General features: G+C 32.8%; 13 protein-coding genes and 1 pseudogene. All 14 read left to right on the top strand.

Annotated elements, in window-relative coordinates; genetic code table 11:
- The first annotated feature begins 107 nt into the window (after positions 1-107).
- The 14 genes and pseudogenes from MHZ36_RS09840 (at position 108) to MHZ36_RS09775 (ending at position 17,904) form a co-directional block, all read left to right on the top strand.
- Positions 108-1,868, top strand: a complete 1,761-nt coding sequence (locus MHZ36_RS09840; protein ID WP_239231315.1) for a 2-oxoacid:acceptor oxidoreductase subunit alpha — start codon at positions 108-110, stop codon at positions 1,866-1,868.
- Complete coding sequence (locus MHZ36_RS09835; protein ID WP_239231313.1) at positions 1,869-2,735, top strand: 2-oxoacid:ferredoxin oxidoreductase subunit beta; 867 nt, start codon at positions 1,869-1,871, stop codon at positions 2,733-2,735.
- 118 nt (positions 2,736-2,853) lie between these two features.
- Positions 2,854-3,474, top strand: coding sequence for a poly-gamma-glutamate hydrolase family protein (locus MHZ36_RS09830; RefSeq protein ID WP_239231312.1), 621 nt, complete (start codon positions 2,854-2,856; stop codon positions 3,472-3,474).
- Between the two features lie 144 nt (positions 3,475-3,618).
- Positions 3,619-3,915 carry a thiamine-binding protein gene (locus tag MHZ36_RS09825; RefSeq protein ID WP_239231310.1) on the top strand — a complete coding sequence of 99 codons (297 nt, stop codon included), beginning with the start codon at positions 3,619-3,621 and terminating at the stop codon, positions 3,913-3,915.
- A 194-nt stretch (positions 3,916-4,109) separates the two neighbouring features.
- On the top strand, positions 4,110-5,651 hold the full coding sequence (miaB, locus tag MHZ36_RS09820; protein WP_239231309.1) for a tRNA (N6-isopentenyl adenosine(37)-C2)-methylthiotransferase MiaB: 1,542 nt from the start codon (positions 4,110-4,112) through the stop codon (positions 5,649-5,651).
- Complete coding sequence (locus MHZ36_RS09815) at positions 5,651-6,007, top strand: YlbF/YmcA family competence regulator (RefSeq protein ID WP_239231308.1); 357 nt, start codon at positions 5,651-5,653, stop codon at positions 6,005-6,007. The genes miaB and MHZ36_RS09815 overlap by 1 nt, the downstream gene beginning before the upstream one ends.
- A gap of 27 nt (positions 6,008-6,034) precedes the next feature.
- The gene (thiW, locus tag MHZ36_RS09810) at positions 6,035-6,532 is read left to right on the top strand and encodes an energy coupling factor transporter S component ThiW (protein WP_239231307.1); all 498 of its coding nucleotides are present in this window, start codon (positions 6,035-6,037) and stop codon (positions 6,530-6,532) included.
- Positions 6,533-6,939: 407 nt separating this feature from the next.
- Positions 6,940-9,298, top strand: a pseudogene (mutS, locus tag MHZ36_RS09805) (DNA mismatch repair protein MutS); the annotation flags it as partial.
- Positions 9,299-9,645: 347 nt separating this feature from the next.
- Entirely contained in the window at positions 9,646-11,688 is a 2,043-nt protein-coding gene (gene mutL, locus MHZ36_RS09800; RefSeq protein ID WP_239231305.1) for a DNA mismatch repair endonuclease MutL, read from the top strand.
- 12 nt (positions 11,689-11,700) lie between these two features.
- Complete coding sequence (locus MHZ36_RS09795) at positions 11,701-12,234, top strand: glycerol-3-phosphate responsive antiterminator (RefSeq protein WP_239231304.1); 534 nt, start codon at positions 11,701-11,703, stop codon at positions 12,232-12,234.
- Positions 12,235-12,374: 140 nt separating this feature from the next.
- Complete coding sequence (locus tag MHZ36_RS09790; protein ID WP_239231303.1) at positions 12,375-13,409, top strand: S66 family peptidase; 1,035 nt, start codon at positions 12,375-12,377, stop codon at positions 13,407-13,409.
- A 172-nt stretch (positions 13,410-13,581) separates the two neighbouring features.
- A complete protein-coding gene (locus tag MHZ36_RS09785) occupies positions 13,582-14,400 on the top strand; it encodes an MIP/aquaporin family protein (RefSeq protein ID WP_239231302.1) in 819 nt (272 codons plus the stop codon).
- 181 nt (positions 14,401-14,581) lie between these two features.
- Entirely contained in the window at positions 14,582-16,084 is a 1,503-nt protein-coding gene (gene glpK / locus MHZ36_RS09780; protein WP_239231301.1) for a glycerol kinase GlpK, read from the top strand.
- A gap of 146 nt (positions 16,085-16,230) precedes the next feature.
- A complete protein-coding gene (locus tag MHZ36_RS09775; RefSeq protein WP_239231300.1) occupies positions 16,231-17,904 on the top strand; it encodes a glycerol-3-phosphate dehydrogenase/oxidase in 1,674 nt (557 codons plus the stop codon).
- Positions 17,905-17,972 lie beyond the last annotated feature (68 nt).

Here is a 17,972-nt window from a genome sequence, read left to right as displayed (position 1 = left end):
TCCATTAGTATGAATTTTAAAATGTTCCATTCTTTACATAGTAAAAGGGTGGTTCATTTTGTTATGATTAAATATGAATTATTAATACCACTAGGAGGCAAGATGATATGAAATCACAAGTATCATGGAAAGTGGGCGGTCAACAAGGTGAAGGTATTGAATCAACCGGTGAAATCTTTGCCACTGCGATGAACCGTAAAGGATACTACTTATATGGCTATCGTCATTTTTCAAGTAGAATTAAAGGCGGCCACACAAATAATAAAATAAGAGTATCAACATCACCTGTACACGCAATCAGTGATGATTTGGATATTTTAGTTGCATTTGATCAGGAAACGATTGAATTAAATCATCACGAGATGAGATCAGACAGTGTAATTATTGCTGATAGTAAAGCAAAACCACAAAAACCAGAAGGTTGTCGTGCTGAAATCATCGATTTACCATTAACAGCAACTGCCAAAGAACTTGGCACAGCATTGATGAAAAATATGGTTGCGATAGGTGCAACATGTGCAGTGATGCATTTAGAATTAAGTGATTTTGAAAGTTTAATTACTAATATGTTTACCAAAAAAGGCGAAAAAGTTGTAGCTATGAATATCGAAGCTTTAAAAGAAGGTTATCGATTAATGACTGAGCAATTGTCACATGTAGAAGGTGACTATATATTGGAAACTTCAAATCAACAACCACATTTATACATGATAGGTAATGATGCAATAGGTTTAGGCGCATTATCTGCGGGATCAAGATTTATGGCGGCCTACCCAATTACCCCAGCTTCAGAAATAATGGAATATATGATTGAAAATTTACCGAAAGTTGGCGGCACTGTCGTTCAAACTGAAGATGAAATTGCCGCTGCAAATATGGCGATTGGTTCAAATTATGCTGGCGTTCGAGCGTTTACTGCAAGTGCGGGTCCAGGCCTTTCTTTAATGATGGAAGCCATTGGATTGTCAGGTATGACTGAAACACCATTTGTTGTAATTAATACTCAACGTGGTGGTCCTTCTACAGGATTGCCAACTAAACAAGAACAGTCAGATTTAATGCAAATGATATATGGTACACATGGGGATATACCTAAGATAGTTGTAGCACCAACAGATGCTGAAGATGCTTTCTATCTGACAATGGAAGCATTTAATTTAGCAGAAATGTATCAATGTCCAGTCATTGTTTTAAGTGACTTACAATTATCATTAGGGAAACAGACGGTCGATCAACTTGATTATAATCGAATTGAAATTAAACGTGGTGAAATAATCCAATCTGATATTGAAAGAGAAGAAGATGATAAGTCTTATTTTAAACGTTATACGTTAACTGGCTCAGGTGTATCACCTAGACCTTTACCTGGTGTTAAAGGTGGAATTCATCATGTGACGGGTGTCGAACACAATGAAGAAGGTAAACCTAGCGAAGGCGCGGATAATCGTAATCAACAGATGGAAAAACGTATGCGTAAAGTAGAACATTTATTAATTGATGAGCCAATTGAAGCAAATGTTACAAATGATGTAGCAGATATATTATATATAGGCTTTATTTCAACAAAAGGTGCCATTCAAGAAGGTAAAGAACGTTTAGAACAAAACGGTATCAAAGTAAATCATGTTCAAATAAGACAACTACATCCATTCCCTACAGAAACGCTGCAAAAAGAAATTGATAAGGCGACAAAAGTAGTAGTCGTCGAACACAATTATCAAGGTCAACTTGCTAATATTATAAAAATGAATGTAAATTTAGGTAATAAATTAGTAAATCAGGTTAAGTATGATGGCACACCATTTTTACCTAATGAAATTGAACAAAAAGGACTAGAAATTGCCGAAGACTTAAAGGAGTTGGTGTAAGTGGCAACATTTAAAGACTTTAGAAATAATGTTAAACCCAATTGGTGCCCTGGTTGTGGAGATTTTTCAGTACAAGCTGCAATACAAAAAGCCGCTGCAAATGTTGGATTAGAACCAGAAGAGGTAGCAATCATTACAGGCATCGGTTGCTCAGGTAGGTTATCGGGTTATATTAATTCATACGGTGTGCATGGTATACATGGTAGAGCATTACCACTAGCTCAAGGCGTTAAAATGGCCAATAAAGATTTGACAGTAATTGCCTCTGGTGGTGACGGAGATGGATACGCGATTGGTATGGGTCACACAATTCATGCGTTGCGTAGAAATATGAATATGACATATATTGTGATGGATAACCAAATCTATGGTTTAACTAAAGGACAAACTTCTCCATCATCCGCACAAGGTTTTGTAACAAAATCTACACCAAAAGGTAATATTGAACAAAATGTTGCACCGTTGGAACTCGCATTATCATCAGGTGCTACATTTGTAGCACAAGGATTTTCTAGTGATATTAAAGCTTTAACAAAAATGATTGAAGATGCAATTAATCACGATGGTTTTTCATTTGTTAATGTCTTTTCACCATGTGTCACATACAATAAGGTTAATACGTATGATTGGTTTAAAGAAAACCTAACAGATATTGAAGATATAGAAAATTATGATTTAACGGATAAATCTATAGCTACTCAAAAGGTGTTAGAATACAACTCACTTGTAAAAGGCATCGTATATCAAGATACAACAACACCATCATTTGAATCACAAATTGATGAAATGTCGGGAGAAGCCCTAGCAAAACAAGATATCCATATTGATGAAACGCAATTCAATGAATTGACTAAGCAATTTGTCTAATAATTAAAACTTTAAAATATTTCAATAGTTGATATAATTCAAGTGTCATAGATAACTGTTTTGTATCAGCTATTTTTTATGGGGAAAATTGGTATCCAAAAATAAAGGAGTTCGCGTGATGGTAGATAAATTCAACTCAATGACAGAGTTAATCAGTAAAACGACAAAAGGTATCGATTGGGAAATTATTACAAAAAATAGGTCGAACCCAATTATTGTAACAGCTGTTCATGGTGGTGCGATAGAAAGAGGAACTTCAGAACTCGCTGCGTGTTTAAGTGAATTAGGCAATTTTAAATACTATACTTTTAAAGGTGTTAGAAAAAATAAGAATAATGAATTGCACGTAACTTCTAGACATTTTAATGAACCTGTCTTAGTAGAAATGATTCAATCAAGTCAACAGGCTATTTCAATTCATGGTTGTATGGGTGATTATCCTGAAGTGTATATAGGTGGTAGGGATAAAAACTTAATACAGGCAATAAAAACCGAACTTAACCGCATTAATGTAATTGTAAAAGATGCTCCTAGACATATTTCTGGATTACATGCCGACAATTTTGTTAATTGTTGTACAAATGGAGAAGGTGTACAACTTGAATTAACAGTGGCACTAAGAAAAAGATTTTTCAAAAACAGGAAATACGCACTTAAAGATCGTGAAGACAAGTCAAATTGGGATGACTTTATGTACCAATTTTCAAATGCGATAATGAGATCAATTCAATTTTCATAATTTATATATGTAATCCTAAGTGAAATTTTCATTTATTTGAATTATAGTATATAGGATAATTACTATATATTGATTTGTTTATTTGGTAAAATAGAATGAAATGATATGCTGTACGATTTTCCAATTAAAGGAGCAGTGGTTTAAATGAATGATACATTAATGAGTATACAAATTATTCCAAAAACGCCTAAAGGTGAAGATGTTATTCCATATGTTGATGAAGCGATTCAAGTTATTGATGATTCTGGGTTAACATATCGTGTTGGACCACTTGAAACTACGGTACAAGGTGAAATGAATGAGTGCTTAATATTGATTCAGAAATTGAACGAACGAATGGTCGAATTAGAAGTACCAAGTACTATAAGCCAAGTCAAGTTTTACCATGTACCTGAAGGTGTGACGATTGAAACGTTAACTGGGAAATACGATGAAGTATAATAACAAACCGGTTCAACACAGAAATGTTGAGTCGGTTTGTTATTACTTTAAGACCTTTTGCACTTTAAGGTTAAATTTAATATAATGAAATAATGATTATGTAAATGAACTTAGAACGGTAATCCATTTGAGCTACATTGCTAGTTGATTTTAATTTGTTCTTAGTTTATATGATATAGAGAGGATTTTGTAAAGTGAATGAAGAACAAAGAAAGAATACTTCTATCGATATTTTAGCCGAACGTGATAAAAAAACTAAAGATTATAGCAAGTATTTCGAGCATGTTTATCAGCCGCCAAGTTTAAAAGAGGCTCGTAAACGCGGTAAGGAAGAAATTAATTACAATAGAGATTTTCAAATTGATGATAAATACCGTAATATGGGTCAAGGTAAAACGTTTCTTATAAAAACATATGGTTGTCAAATGAATGCACATGATACAGAAGTCATGGCAGGTATTTTGGAAGCGTTAGGTTACCAAGCTACTGAGGAAATGAATGAAGCAGATGTTATATTAATCAATACATGTGCGATTCGTGAAAATGCTGAGAACAGAGTATTTAGTGAAATTGGTAATTTAAAACATCTGAAGAAAGAAAAGCCAGAAACAGTTATTGGTGTTTGTGGTTGCATGTCTCAAGAAGAATCAGTTGTAAATAAAATATTAAAATCGTATCAAAATGTAGATATGATTTTTGGAACACATAATATACACAGATTACCTGAAATATTAGAAGAGGCCTATTTATCAAAAGCGATGGTTGTTGAAGTTTGGTCTAAAGAAGGCGACGTAATTGAAAATTTACCTAAAGTTCGAGAGGGAAATATCAAAGCGTGGGTTAATATTATGTATGGATGTGATAAATTCTGTACCTATTGTATCGTACCTTTTACACGTGGGAAAGAGCGAAGTAGACGACCTGAAGATATTATTGAAGAAGTACGTGGTTTAGCTAGAGAAGGTTATCAAGAGATTACCTTACTTGGTCAAAATGTAAATTCATATGGAAAAGATATTGAAGGTTTAGAGTATGGTCTAGGTGATTTGTTAGAAGATATTTCACGTATTGATATTCCAAGAGTTAGATTTACGACAAGTCATCCCTGGGATTTCACAGATCGTATGATTGAAGTAATTGCAAATGGTGGTAATATCGTACCGCATATTCATTTACCTGTGCAATCTGGTAATAATGCTGTATTAAAAATTATGGGTCGTAAATATACACGTGAAAGTTATCTTGATTTAGTACAAAGAATTAAAGCGCGCATACCAAATGTAGCATTAACTACTGATATTATTGTTGGTTATCCAAATGAAACTGAAGCGCAATTTGAGGAAACACTTTCTCTCTATGATGAAGTAGCGTTTGAACATGCTTATACTTATATCTATTCTCAAAGAGATGGTACACCTGCTGCAAAAATGAAAGATAATGTACCGATGGATGTTAAAAAAGATAGATTACAGCGTTTAAATAAAAAAGTATCATATTATTCAGAACACGCTATGCAACCTTATGAAGGCCAAACAGTACAAGTGCTTTGTGAAGGTATAAGCAAGAAAGATGATAATGTATTAGCTGGTTATACAAATAAAAATAAACTTGTCAATTTCAAGGCACCAAAAGAGATGATTGGTCAACTTGTTGATGTATATATCGATGAGGCAAAACAATATTCTTTAAACGGCACATTTGTCTGTGAAAGTAAAAAAGCAGTGGTGATGCCGTAATGTATGAAAAGGATGAAATTTTAGCTGAAGCGGATAAAATAAGTGAACATATAAAATCGTTAGACATTGTTCAAGAATATCACCGAGTAGAACAACAAATTCACAATAATAAACAAATTGAACAAAAAATGAAAGATCTAAAAAAGAATCAAAAGCAGTCCGTTAATTTACAAAATTATGGCAAAACAGAAGCATTTAAACAATCAGAGGATAAGATTCAAGAAATTGAACATAATATCAATGTTTTACCAATTGTCGAAGAGTTTAAAGAGTCACAGGCAGAAGCTAATGATTTATTACAAATGCTCATAAGCACAATGTCTGATCGACTCAATGAACATAATAATAATTCATAGTTGTATTTTCAGGAAGGGGATCAATTGATGAAGTCCAACAAAATGACGTTAACAGCAATATTGATTGCACTCAATGTGGTATTAAGCAGTATTATAGTCATTCCGTTAGGCCCAGTAAAAGCGGCGCCTATGCAACATCTAGTAAATGTATTATGCGCAGTTTTAGTCGGGCCGTGGTTTGGCTTAGCACAAGCAGTTATTTCATCAATAATACGCATCATTTTTGGTACGGGTAGTTTCTTTGCCTTTCCTGGAAGTATGATTGGTGTGCTATTAGCAAGTGCCTTTTATCATTATCGAAAACATATTTTTATGGCAGCAGTTGGTGAAGTTATTGGTACTGGCATCATTGGTAGTGTGATGTGTATTCCGCTAGCAGCTATATTAGGATTTTCAGATTTTGCTGTAAAACCATTGATGCTCATGTTTTTAGTATCAAGTATTATCGGAGCTGTTATAAGTTACATTATTTTGATGGTATTAAAGCGAAAAGGTATACTAAAGAAATTTTTTAATAAAGATTAATGGTTGAGTTAGATTGAGATTAACGTAACCCCTGTTACACATAAGTGTTTGATTTGTAATGACTGATGTGGATAGTAGGGGGTGTTATCTCAATCTTTTTTATTTTTTAATAATATTAAGCTATCGTCAAAGATTTATTTTAAGAAGCAAAGCAATTTTTTATTATATGGGCGTACTTTTAAAACTTATGTTAAAATTTAAGAGTTAAAATGGATAAATCGTGAAATCCTGAATAGGATTTAGTGTGCTATGACTTTGTTTAGTAAATGAAAAAGCATGTTTTCACTTAAAATTGCAAATCAAAGTAATATAAACTTTTGGATATGTCTAGTAAAAGTTATGAAAACAAATGAATTATATTTTAATTCAGCAAAAAGAAAATAGTAGAAGGATAGTGAAGTAACAAAATGACGAATCAGACGCCAATGATGCAACAATATTTAAAAATAAAATCTGAATATCAAGATTGTTTATTATTTTTTAGATTAGGTGATTTCTATGAAATGTTCTTTGAAGATGCAAAAGAAGCTTCAAGAGTATTAGAAATAACATTAACTAAAAGAGATGCTAAAAAGGACAATCCTATACCAATGTGTGGTGTACCTTATCATTCTGCCGATGGTTATATTGAAACATTAATAAATAATGGTTATAAGGTCGCTATATGTGAGCAAATGGAAGATCCAAAACAATCCAAAGGTATGGTCCATAGAGATGTAGTAAGAATCGTGACACCCGGTACCGTTATGGATAAAGGCGGAGTCGATGAAAAACAAAATAACTACATTTTAAGTTTTGTGAAAATAGATGGTACATATGCATTAAGTTATTGCGATGTTTCAACCGGTGAACTGAGAGTTACACATTTTGAAGATGAAGCAACCTTAATCAATGAGATAACTACCATTAATCCTAATGAAATTGTTGTCGTTTCTGAAATTGACGATTCCTTAAGACGTCAAATAAGTTTAACTACTGAAACGATAACAATAAGAACAGAAGTGTCAGATGCAATGTATGATGTGAATAAACTAACTGACAAACCACTTTATATTGCAACGCAATTGTTACTAGATTATATTCATCATACACAAAGAAGAGATTTATCACATATCGAAACAGTGATTAAATATGAAGCAGTAGATTTTATGAAAATGGACTTTTATGCAAAAAGGAATTTGGAATTAACAGAAAGTATTCGATTAAAAACTAAAAAAGGCACTTTACTTTGGTTAATGGATGAAACTAAAACACCTATGGGTGCGAGACGATTAAAGCAGTGGATTGACAGACCATTAATACACAAACAAAATATTGAAAGTAGATTAAATATTGTAGAACAATTTATTGATCATTTCATTGAGCGAGATACACTCAGAAATTATTTAAATCAAGTTTATGACATTGAACGTTTAGTTGGTCGTGTGAGTTACGGAAATGTTAATGCGAGAGATTTAATTCAGCTTAAACATTCAATATCTGAAATTCCTAATATTAAAAAGTTAGTTAGTGATTTGGATACGAACTTATCAACGCAATTTCAAGCTTTAGAACCATTAGATGATTTATTAGAATTGCTTGAAGAAAGTTTGATAGAAGAACCTCCAATTTCAATTAAAGATGGTGGTTTGTTTAAATCAGGATTTAATGATGATTTAGATCAGTATCAGGAAGCATCAAAGAATGGTAAGTCGTGGTTAGCTGAATTACAGACAAAGGAAAGACAACGTACAGGGATAAAATCACTAAAAATTAGTTTTAATAAAGTGTTTGGATATTTTATTGAAATAACTAGAGCCAATTTACAAGGTTTTGATCCGAATGCATTTGGATATCAAAGAAAACAAACGTTATCAAATGCTGAGAGATTTATCACAGATGAATTGAAAGAAAAGGAAGATATTATTCTTGGTGCTGAGGATAAAGCGATTGAATTAGAATATCAACTTTTTGTTCAATTGAGAGAACAAGTGAAGCATTATACAGAAAAGCTTCAAAAGCAAGCTAAAGTTATCTCAGAAATTGACTGTCTACAAAGTTTTGCTGAAATTGCACAAAAATACAATTATACAAGACCGCATTTTAGTGAGGATAGAGCACTTGAACTGACAAATTCACGACATCCAGTTGTAGAACGTGTAATGGATTATAATGATTATGTCCCAAATGATTGTGAGTTGAATGATGATGCCTATATTTATCTAATTACAGGGCCAAATATGTCAGGTAAATCAACTTATATGAGACAAGTTGCGATTATTAGTATAATGGCACAAATGGGCGCTTATGTTCCTTGTGATCAAGCAGTGTTACCAATTTTTGATCAGATTTTCACGCGAATTGGTGCTGCAGACGATTTAGTTTCTGGAAAGAGTACATTTATGGTTGAAATGTTAGAAGCACAAAAAGCACTCGAACATGCAACACAGGACAGTTTAATTATTTTCGATGAAATTGGTAGAGGTACATCAACGTATGATGGATTAGCATTAGCGCAAGCTATGATTGAATATGTAGCAAATACATCGCATGCTAAAACGTTATTTTCAACACATTATCATGAACTGACAGCACTTGACCAAACATTATCATGTTTGAAAAATGTGCATGTTGCGGCGAATGAATATAACGGTGAACTTATCTTTTTACACAAAGTAAAAGAAGGTGCAGTGGATGATAGCTATGGCATACAAGTAGCAAAGTTAGCTAATCTACCGAATGAGGTTATTTCACGAGCACAAGTCATATTAGATGCCTTTGAAAAAAATGATCAACTTAAAGATAACCAAGTTGCAATTAATAAAGTCGAACTGTCTAATAATACAAATAGTGAAAATACGTCGATTATGGAAACAGCAGAGTTTGATTACGGGCAAGATAATCATAGTAATCAATCGAGAGAAACTGATATAGCAGCAATCAATCCGAAAAATGTTAGTGAAATAAGCGATAACCAATTTGAACAAGCTGCATTTGATTTATTTGAATCTCCAGTAGAAAAAAGTGAAATAGAAAATGAAATTAAAGCACTTAATATTTCTAGCATGACGCCAATCGAAGCTTTAGTGAAATTAAGTGAATTACAAAAACAATTGAAGTAGAGGTGAAGTCAAATGGGTAAAATAAAGGAATTACAGACATCACTAGCAAATAAAATTGCTGCTGGAGAAGTAGTTGAACGTCCAGGTTCTGTTGTAAAGGAATTATTGGAGAATGCTATCGATGCCCAAGCGACTGAAATCAATATTGAAGTAGAACAATCCGGTGTTGCATCGATTCGTGTCGTTGACAATGGTACAGGTATTGAAGCGGATGATTTAGGACTTGTATTTCACCGACATGCTACTAGTAAATTAGATGATGATGAAGATTTATTTCATATTAGAACATTAGGATTTAGAGGAGAGGCATTAGCAAGTATTTCATCTGTTGCAAAAGTGACGTTGAAATCATGTACAGATAATGCACAAGGTCAAGAAATATACGTAGAAAATGGATCTATTTTAGAACAAAAGCCTGCAAAAGCAAAAAGAGGTACGGATATTTTAGTAGAATCCCTTTTTTATAATACGCCAGCAAGATTAAAGTATATTAAAAGTTTATATACTGAATTAGGTAAAATTACAGATATTGTAAATAGAATGGCGATGAGTCATCCAGATATTAGAATTTCTCTTGTTTCCGATGGTAAGACAATAATTAAAACAAATGGATCAGGTCGTACCAATGAAGTAATGGCTGAAATATATGGTATGAAAGTAGCTAAAGATTTAGTTCAAATTTCTGGTGATACAAGTGACTATCATATTGAAGGATTTGTAGCTAAACCTGAACATTCTAGAAGTAATAAACATTATATATCTATATTTATCAATGGCAGATATATCAAAAACTTCTTATTAAACAAAGCAATAGTAGAAGGGTATCATACGTTACTGACAATTGGTCGCTATCCAATTTGTTATATAAATATTGAAATGGATCCTATACTGGTAGATGTCAACGTACATCCAACTAAATTAGAAGTACGATTATCTAAAGAAGATCAATTATTTGCTTTAATTGTTGAAAAAATACAAGAAGCATTTAAAGATAGAATTTTAATTCCTAAAAACGATATGAGTAAACTCAATAAAAAGAACAAAGTCCTCGCGCAGTTCGAACAACAGAAAATGGATTTTGAACAGCGGAAATTACGAAAAATGGAATCCGAAAATCAATCGCACAGTGCAAATGCTCAACCAGAATCTACCAATCTTCCATCGTCGGATGATATACAACAAGGAAATCAATATCACAATCAGAATCATACAAGTGAAGAAGTACAAGACAACCATATAGTCAATGATTCACACGGAGATAAAATAGATTATTCAAATTCAGGAGAAACACAACAATATTTAGATAATATAGCTGATCAATCGACACAGATAGAAAAAGATACAGGTTATTGGCAAAATCAAAGAGATGTCATAAATGAAATGTCACAAAACGATATTTATGGTAGTGAAATAAATGATGATGAAAAAGATGAAGATGATATTAAAGGTTCTGTGAGTGACAATCCAAGTCGACGTGTGCCATATATGGAAATTGTAGGACAAGTTCACGGTACGTATATTATTGCTCAAAATGAAACTGGCATGTTTATGATTGATCAACATGCTGCACAAGAACGTATAAAATATGAATACTTCAGAGACAAAATTGGAGAAGTTTCGAATGAAGTACAAAATTTATTGATTCCGTTAACATTTCATTTTTCAAAAGACGAGTTAATGATAATTGAACAACATAAAGATGAATTAGAAAAAGTTGGCGTGCATTTAGAACCATTTGGTGGGCACGATTATATTGTAGATAGTTATCCTGTATGGTTCCCACCAGAAGAAGCTGAAGAAATTATAAAAGATATGATTGAATATGTTTTAGAACATAAAACCGTTGCAGTAAAAAAAATCCGAGAAGAAGCTGCTATCATGATGAGCTGTAAAAAATCAATTAAAGCAAATCATTATTTGAAAAATAGCGAAATGGCGGATTTAGTTAATCAATTAAGAGAAGCAGAGGATCCATTTACCTGCCCGCACGGTAGACCAATTATTATTAACTTTTCAAACTATGAAATAGAACGTTTATTTAAAAGAATCATGTAGGGGGTTAGTGGCTTGAAACCACATATTTTACCGGCAATTCGTTCAATGAAAGATTTAGAGAAACTGACACAAACAGATTATAAAGAATGTGTATTATTAGATACTCATATTGGCCATATTAAAAGTATTATGGATTTATTAAAGAAAAATAAAATTGAAACATATATGCATATTGATTTAATTAAAGGTATGAGCCATGATGAATTCGCCTGTGAATATTTAATTCAAAACTACAAGCCAAAAGGTATCGTATCTACAAAAACGAAGGTAATTAATAAAGCAAAAGCATTAAATACTACTACTGTATTTAGAGTCTTTATACTTGATAGTCATGCTTTGACAAGAAGTATTGAACTCATAAAACGTGTTGAACCAGATTTTGTTGAAGTATTGCCAGGTGTGGCAACTAAAGCCATTAAAATTATAAATGAACAAACGAATACATCAGTTATAGCTGGAGGGCTTATAAACGATGTAGATGAAGTGAACATTGCAGTTGATAATGGAGCTAAATATATCACAACAAGTGATCGGGCATTATGGTAAAGGAAATATAAAACAATATATAGATAAAAACTAACGTTAATAGTAATTATGAAGTATTTGTGTAATTATTATAATAAGCGTTAGTTTTTTTATTGATTTTAAAAATACAATAAGTTTGATAAATGATATAGGTGATTAATATGAAAAAACCAAGTCGATTACATAAGGGTGACACTGTAGCAATTGTTTCGTTATCATCAGGAATCGCGGGTGATAATGCATATTTATGGAGAACAATGCAGGGATTAAAAAATTTGAAGCGTCAATTTGATTTAAAAATTAAAATTATGCCTAATGCATTAAAAGGCAGCACATACTTAGCGAATCATCCACAAGCACGTGCGAACGACTTAAATGAAGCGTTAAAAGATATGGAAGTAAAAGCGATTCTAAATTGTATTGGCGGCAATGATGCACATGTAATCTTACCTTATATAGATGAGCATTTATTAAAAAGTAATCCTAAATTATTCATGGGCTATTCAGACACGACATCAATACATTTATTATTTTATAAAATGGGGATAGTGAGTTATTACGGGCCGACATTACTAACTGATTTTGCTGAAAACGGTTCTATGGATCAATATACAATTGAACATATAGAACATTGTTGGTTTAAAAATACTGAAAGATTAACAATTTCCCCGTCAAAGTACATTAGAACTGAAGGGGAAGATTGGATGAATGGTAATAATTTAGTGCAAAGGGGGAAACAAATAAATGGAGGACATGAACTATTAAATGGAAACCAAACTGTCACAGGAAAATTATTTGGAGGTAATCTTGAAACATTAATTAAACATATTCAAAGTGATTTATTTCCAAAACCTAAAGAGCTTGAAGGTGCAATTTTATTTATTGAAACATCAGAACTTGACCTTTCAGTTGAAGATTTTACATACTATTTAAATTTACTATTAACAGATGAAATGCTCGAAAATTTAAATGGAATTATAGTAGGTAAACCATATCTAAATATAAAATATGAACAATATAAACAAGTAATCATTGATAAATTTAAAAGTACAAGCAATTGTACTATACCAATTTTATATAATTTATCATTTGGACATAATGAACCTAAAGCAATTATACCTTATGGATTAAAAGCTGAAATTAATTGTAAATTACAAAATTTTAGTATTATAGAAAAATTCACTTCCTATGACTAATTGTGTCAAATTAGTTACGAAATTTAGTTGACAACGCTTACAAAATAAGTGTAATATAATGTTAAGTTAATAAATAGAACAGAGATGGGAGATTTCTACAGTGCTTAGACCGGTGGTTCATAACTGGATACTATTGTAGGAATCTCTCTATCTTTTTTTAGGAGGAATCTCAATGAATGTATATTTTGCTGAATTTTTGGGAACAGCAATACTTATCTTATTTGGGGGCGGCGTTTGTGCAAACGTTAACTTAAAGAGAAGTAACGGTAATGGTGCAGATTGGATAGTCATTGCTGCAGGTTGGGGACTTGCAGTAACGATGGGTGCATATGCAGTTGGAAATATTTCAGGTGCACATCTTAATCCAGCTGTGACGCTCGCATTTGCAATGGATGGTGCAATTAGCTGGTCTATGGTGCCTGGTTATATTGTTTGTCAAATACTTGGTGGTACTTTTGGTGGATTACTAGTATGGCTTGCTTATTTGGCTCATTGGAAAGCTACAGAAGATAAAGGCGCCAAGTTAGGTGTATTTTCAACTGCGCCAGCAATTAAAAACTATTTAGCAAACTTCATTAGTGAAATTATTGGTACTGCAATTTTAACTTTAGGCTTATTGTACATTGGTATGAACAAAATTGCTGATGGTTTAAACCCATTAATCGTGGGTGGTTTAATTATTGCAATCGGTTTAAGTTTAGGTGGTCCTACTGGTTATGCAATCAATCCCGCTCGTGACTTAGGTCCGCGTATTGCACATGCCATTTTACCTATAGCTGGCAAAGGGAAATCGAATTGGGGATATGCAATTGTTCCTGTTCTTGGACCTATTACAGGTGGTATGATAGGAGCTGTCATTTATAGATTATTCTATAAAGGTGCATTTGATGTTATGTCTGTTGTTGCAATTGTATTATTAATTGTTACAATTGTTCTTGGACTTTTATTAAATAAAGGAAAAAATGCTAAAGGCATAGAATCCATTTATTAAGTGTTAAACTTGTCCTGTTTATATTTAATGATATAGACAGGTCTTGTGTTGCAAAATTTTAAATAAGTTTGAGCTAAACCGTTGTGGGTATTGGGTAATAATGTGTAAATTTTAATTTAAATCATAGACATTTTGAGCATATATTCAGACAACAAAAAGATGAACAAGGGAGCGTTATATTATGGAAAAATATATTTTATCAATTGACCAAGGAACTACTAGTTCACGAGCAATTCTTTTTAATAAAGATGGAGAAATTAAAGGCGTTGCACAAAGAGAGTTTAAACAACATTTTCCAAAATCAGGTTGGGTTGAACATGATGCTAATGAAATTTGGACATCTGTATTAGCAGTAATGGCAGAAGTATTAAACGAACAAAATGTAGGTGCAGATCAAATTGCTGGAATTGGTATCACCAACCAACGTGAAACAACAGTAGTTTGGGATAAAAAGACTGCGCGTCCTATTTACCATGCCATCGTATGGCAGTCACGTCAAACACAAGGGATTTGCCAACAACTAAAAGAACAAGGTTTAGAAAGTAAATTCCGTGAAAAAACTGGTTTATTACTTGATCCATATTTTGCAGGTACGAAAGTTAAATGGATTTTAGATAATGTAGAAGGTGCTAGAGAAAAAGCAGATAATGGTGATTTATTATTCGGTACAATCGACTCATGGTTAGTATGGAAATTATCTGGTGGTAAAGCACATATTACAGATTACACGAATGCGAGTAGAACATTAATCTATAATATTCATGACCTAGAATGGGATAAAGAGTTACTTGATATTCTTGAAATTCCTGAAACAATGTTACCTGAAGTTAAAGCTTCAAGTGATGTTTATGCTAATACAATTGATTATCATTTCTTCGGTCAAGAAGTACCAATTGCTGGAATTGCAGGAGACCAACAAGCAGCATTATTCGGACAAGCATGTTTCAACCGTGGTGACGTAAAAAATACTTACGGTACAGGTGGCTTCATGTTAATGAACACTGGAGAAGAAGCTGTAGCATCTGAAAGTGGTTTGTTAACAACGATTGCATATGGTTTAGATGGTAAAGTTAACTATGCATTAGAAGGATCAATTTTTGTTTCCGGCTCAGCAATTCAATGGTTGAGAGATGGTTTGAGAATGATTAACTCTGCACCTCAATCTGAAAATTATGCTGAACGAGTAGAATCATCAGAAGGTGTTTACGTAGTGCCAGCATTTGTTGGTCTAGGTACACCATATTGGGATGCAGATGCACGTGGTGCAATCTTTGGTTTAACACGCGGTACTGAAAAAGAACATTTTATTCGTGCGACATTAGAATCTCTTTGCTATCAAACACGTGATGTTTTAGAAGCTATGGAAAAAGATTCAGATATAGAAGTTAACAATTTACGTGTTGATGGTGGCGCAGTTAAAAATAACTTCATTATGCAATTCCAATCTGATTTACTTAACGTTGGTGTTGAACGTCCAGAAATTAATGAAACGACTGCACTAGGTGCTGCATATTTAGCAGGACTAGCTGTTGGATTCTGGGATAGCAAAGATGAAATTGCAAATCGTTGGAAACTTGAAAAAGAATTCAAACCAGATATGGAAGAAAAAGAGCGAGAAAAGCTTTATAAAGGTTGGAAAAAAGCTGTAGAAGCGACACAAGTATTTAAATTAGAAGAAGAATAAAAAATTAGACGGATTGTAGTTATTTATGCTACAATGTGGGTAAGTTAATAATATCAAGATGAGAAATGAGAGATTCTGTTCGTACAATTTATATATGTATGGGATAGGTCTCTCTTTTTTTATTATTTATAGGAGGCGCTAGGTTTATGAGTTTATCAACATTGAAAAGAGAACAGATTAAAAAAGATTTGAAAAATGATGCTTATGATGTAGTCATCATCGGTGGCGGTATCACAGGAGCTGGAATAGCATTAGACGCAAGCCAAAGAGGTATGAAAGTGGCACTTGTAGAAATGCAAGACTTTGCACAAGGTACAAGTTCACGTTCAACTAAATTAGTGCACGGTGGTCTACGTTACTTAAAACAATTACAAGTTGGTGTTGTTGCAGAAACTGGTCGTGAACGTGCAATTGTTTATGAAAATGGTCCACATGTAACAACTCCAGAGCGTATGTTATTACCAATGCATAAAGGTGGTACATTCGGTAAGTTTTCAACTTCAATCGGATTAACAATGTACGATACATTAGCAGGCGTAAAAAAAGCAGAACGTAAAAAAATGTTAAATGCTAAAGCTACACTTGAAAAAGAACCACTTGTTAAAAAAGATGGTCTAAAAGGTGGCGGAACTTACGTTGAATATAGAACAGACGATGCACGTTTGACAATTGAAGTTATGAAACGTGCAGTTGAAAAAGGTGCTACAGTAATTAACCATACAAAATCTGTACATTTTACTTATGATTCAAATGAAAAAGTAAATGGAATTCATGTTGAAGACCAAATTACTGGTGAAACTTACCCAATTAAAGCTAAAAAAGTAATTAATGCAAGTGGTCCATGGGTAGACGAAGTTCGTAGTGGAGACTATGCACGTAACAATAAACAATTACGCTTAACTAAAGGTGTGCACATTGTAATTGACCAATCTAAATTCCCATTAGGACAAGCTGTTTATTTTGACACAGAAAAAGATGGTCGTATGATTTTTGCTATTCCACGTGAAGGTAAAGCATATGTTGGAACAACAGATACTTTCTACGATAATGACAAAACAACACCATTAGCAACACAAGAGGATAGAGATTATTTAATCGAAGCAATTAACTATATGTTCCCTGATGTAGATGTTAAAGATGAAGATATTGAATCATCATGGGCTGGTATACGTCCGTTAATCTTAGAAGAAGGTAAAGATCCTTCAGAAATTTCAAGAAAAGATGAAGTATGGGAAGGTAAATCAGGCTTATTAACAATTGCTGGTGGTAAATTGACAGGTTATCGTCATATGGCACTTGAAATTGTAGATTTATTATCTAAACGTTTGAAATCAGAATATGGTTTGAAATTCAAAGCATGTGCAACTAAAAATTTAACTATTTCTGGTGGAGATGTTGGTGGCAGCAAAAACTTCGATAACTTCATTAATAAAAAAGTTGAAGAAGCGAAAGCTTATCAAATTGACGAAGCGACAGCACGCCATTTCGCTTCAAAATACGGTTCAAATGCAGAAGAATTATTTAAAATTGCTCAAACAGCACAATATCAAGAATCAGGTTTACCATTAGATATCTATACAGAATTAATTTACTCAATTCAAAATGAAATGGTATATCGTCCAACTGATTTCTTCGTACGTCGTACAGGAAAACTTTACTTCAAAATTGACGATGTAATTAATTATAAAGACCAAGTTATTAGTGTTATGGCTGGATTATTAGGCTATTCTACAGTACAACAACAACTATATACAAAAGAGTTGAATGTTGCTCTAGAAGAAGCGCAAACTGGTAATGAACAACCTGCTGTAAAAGAATAATATAAAAAAATAATTTCATGATATTAACATTATTAAATAATAAGCATAAATATCATTTATAAAAAAGA

Origin of the sequence: Staphylococcus sp. ACRSN (assembly GCF_022346615.1) — a bacterium.
GTDB lineage: Bacteria > Bacillota > Bacilli > Staphylococcales > Staphylococcaceae > Staphylococcus.
The sequence above is the reverse complement of the archived record's forward strand: the minus strand, read 5'-3'. Positions and strand labels throughout refer to the sequence as shown.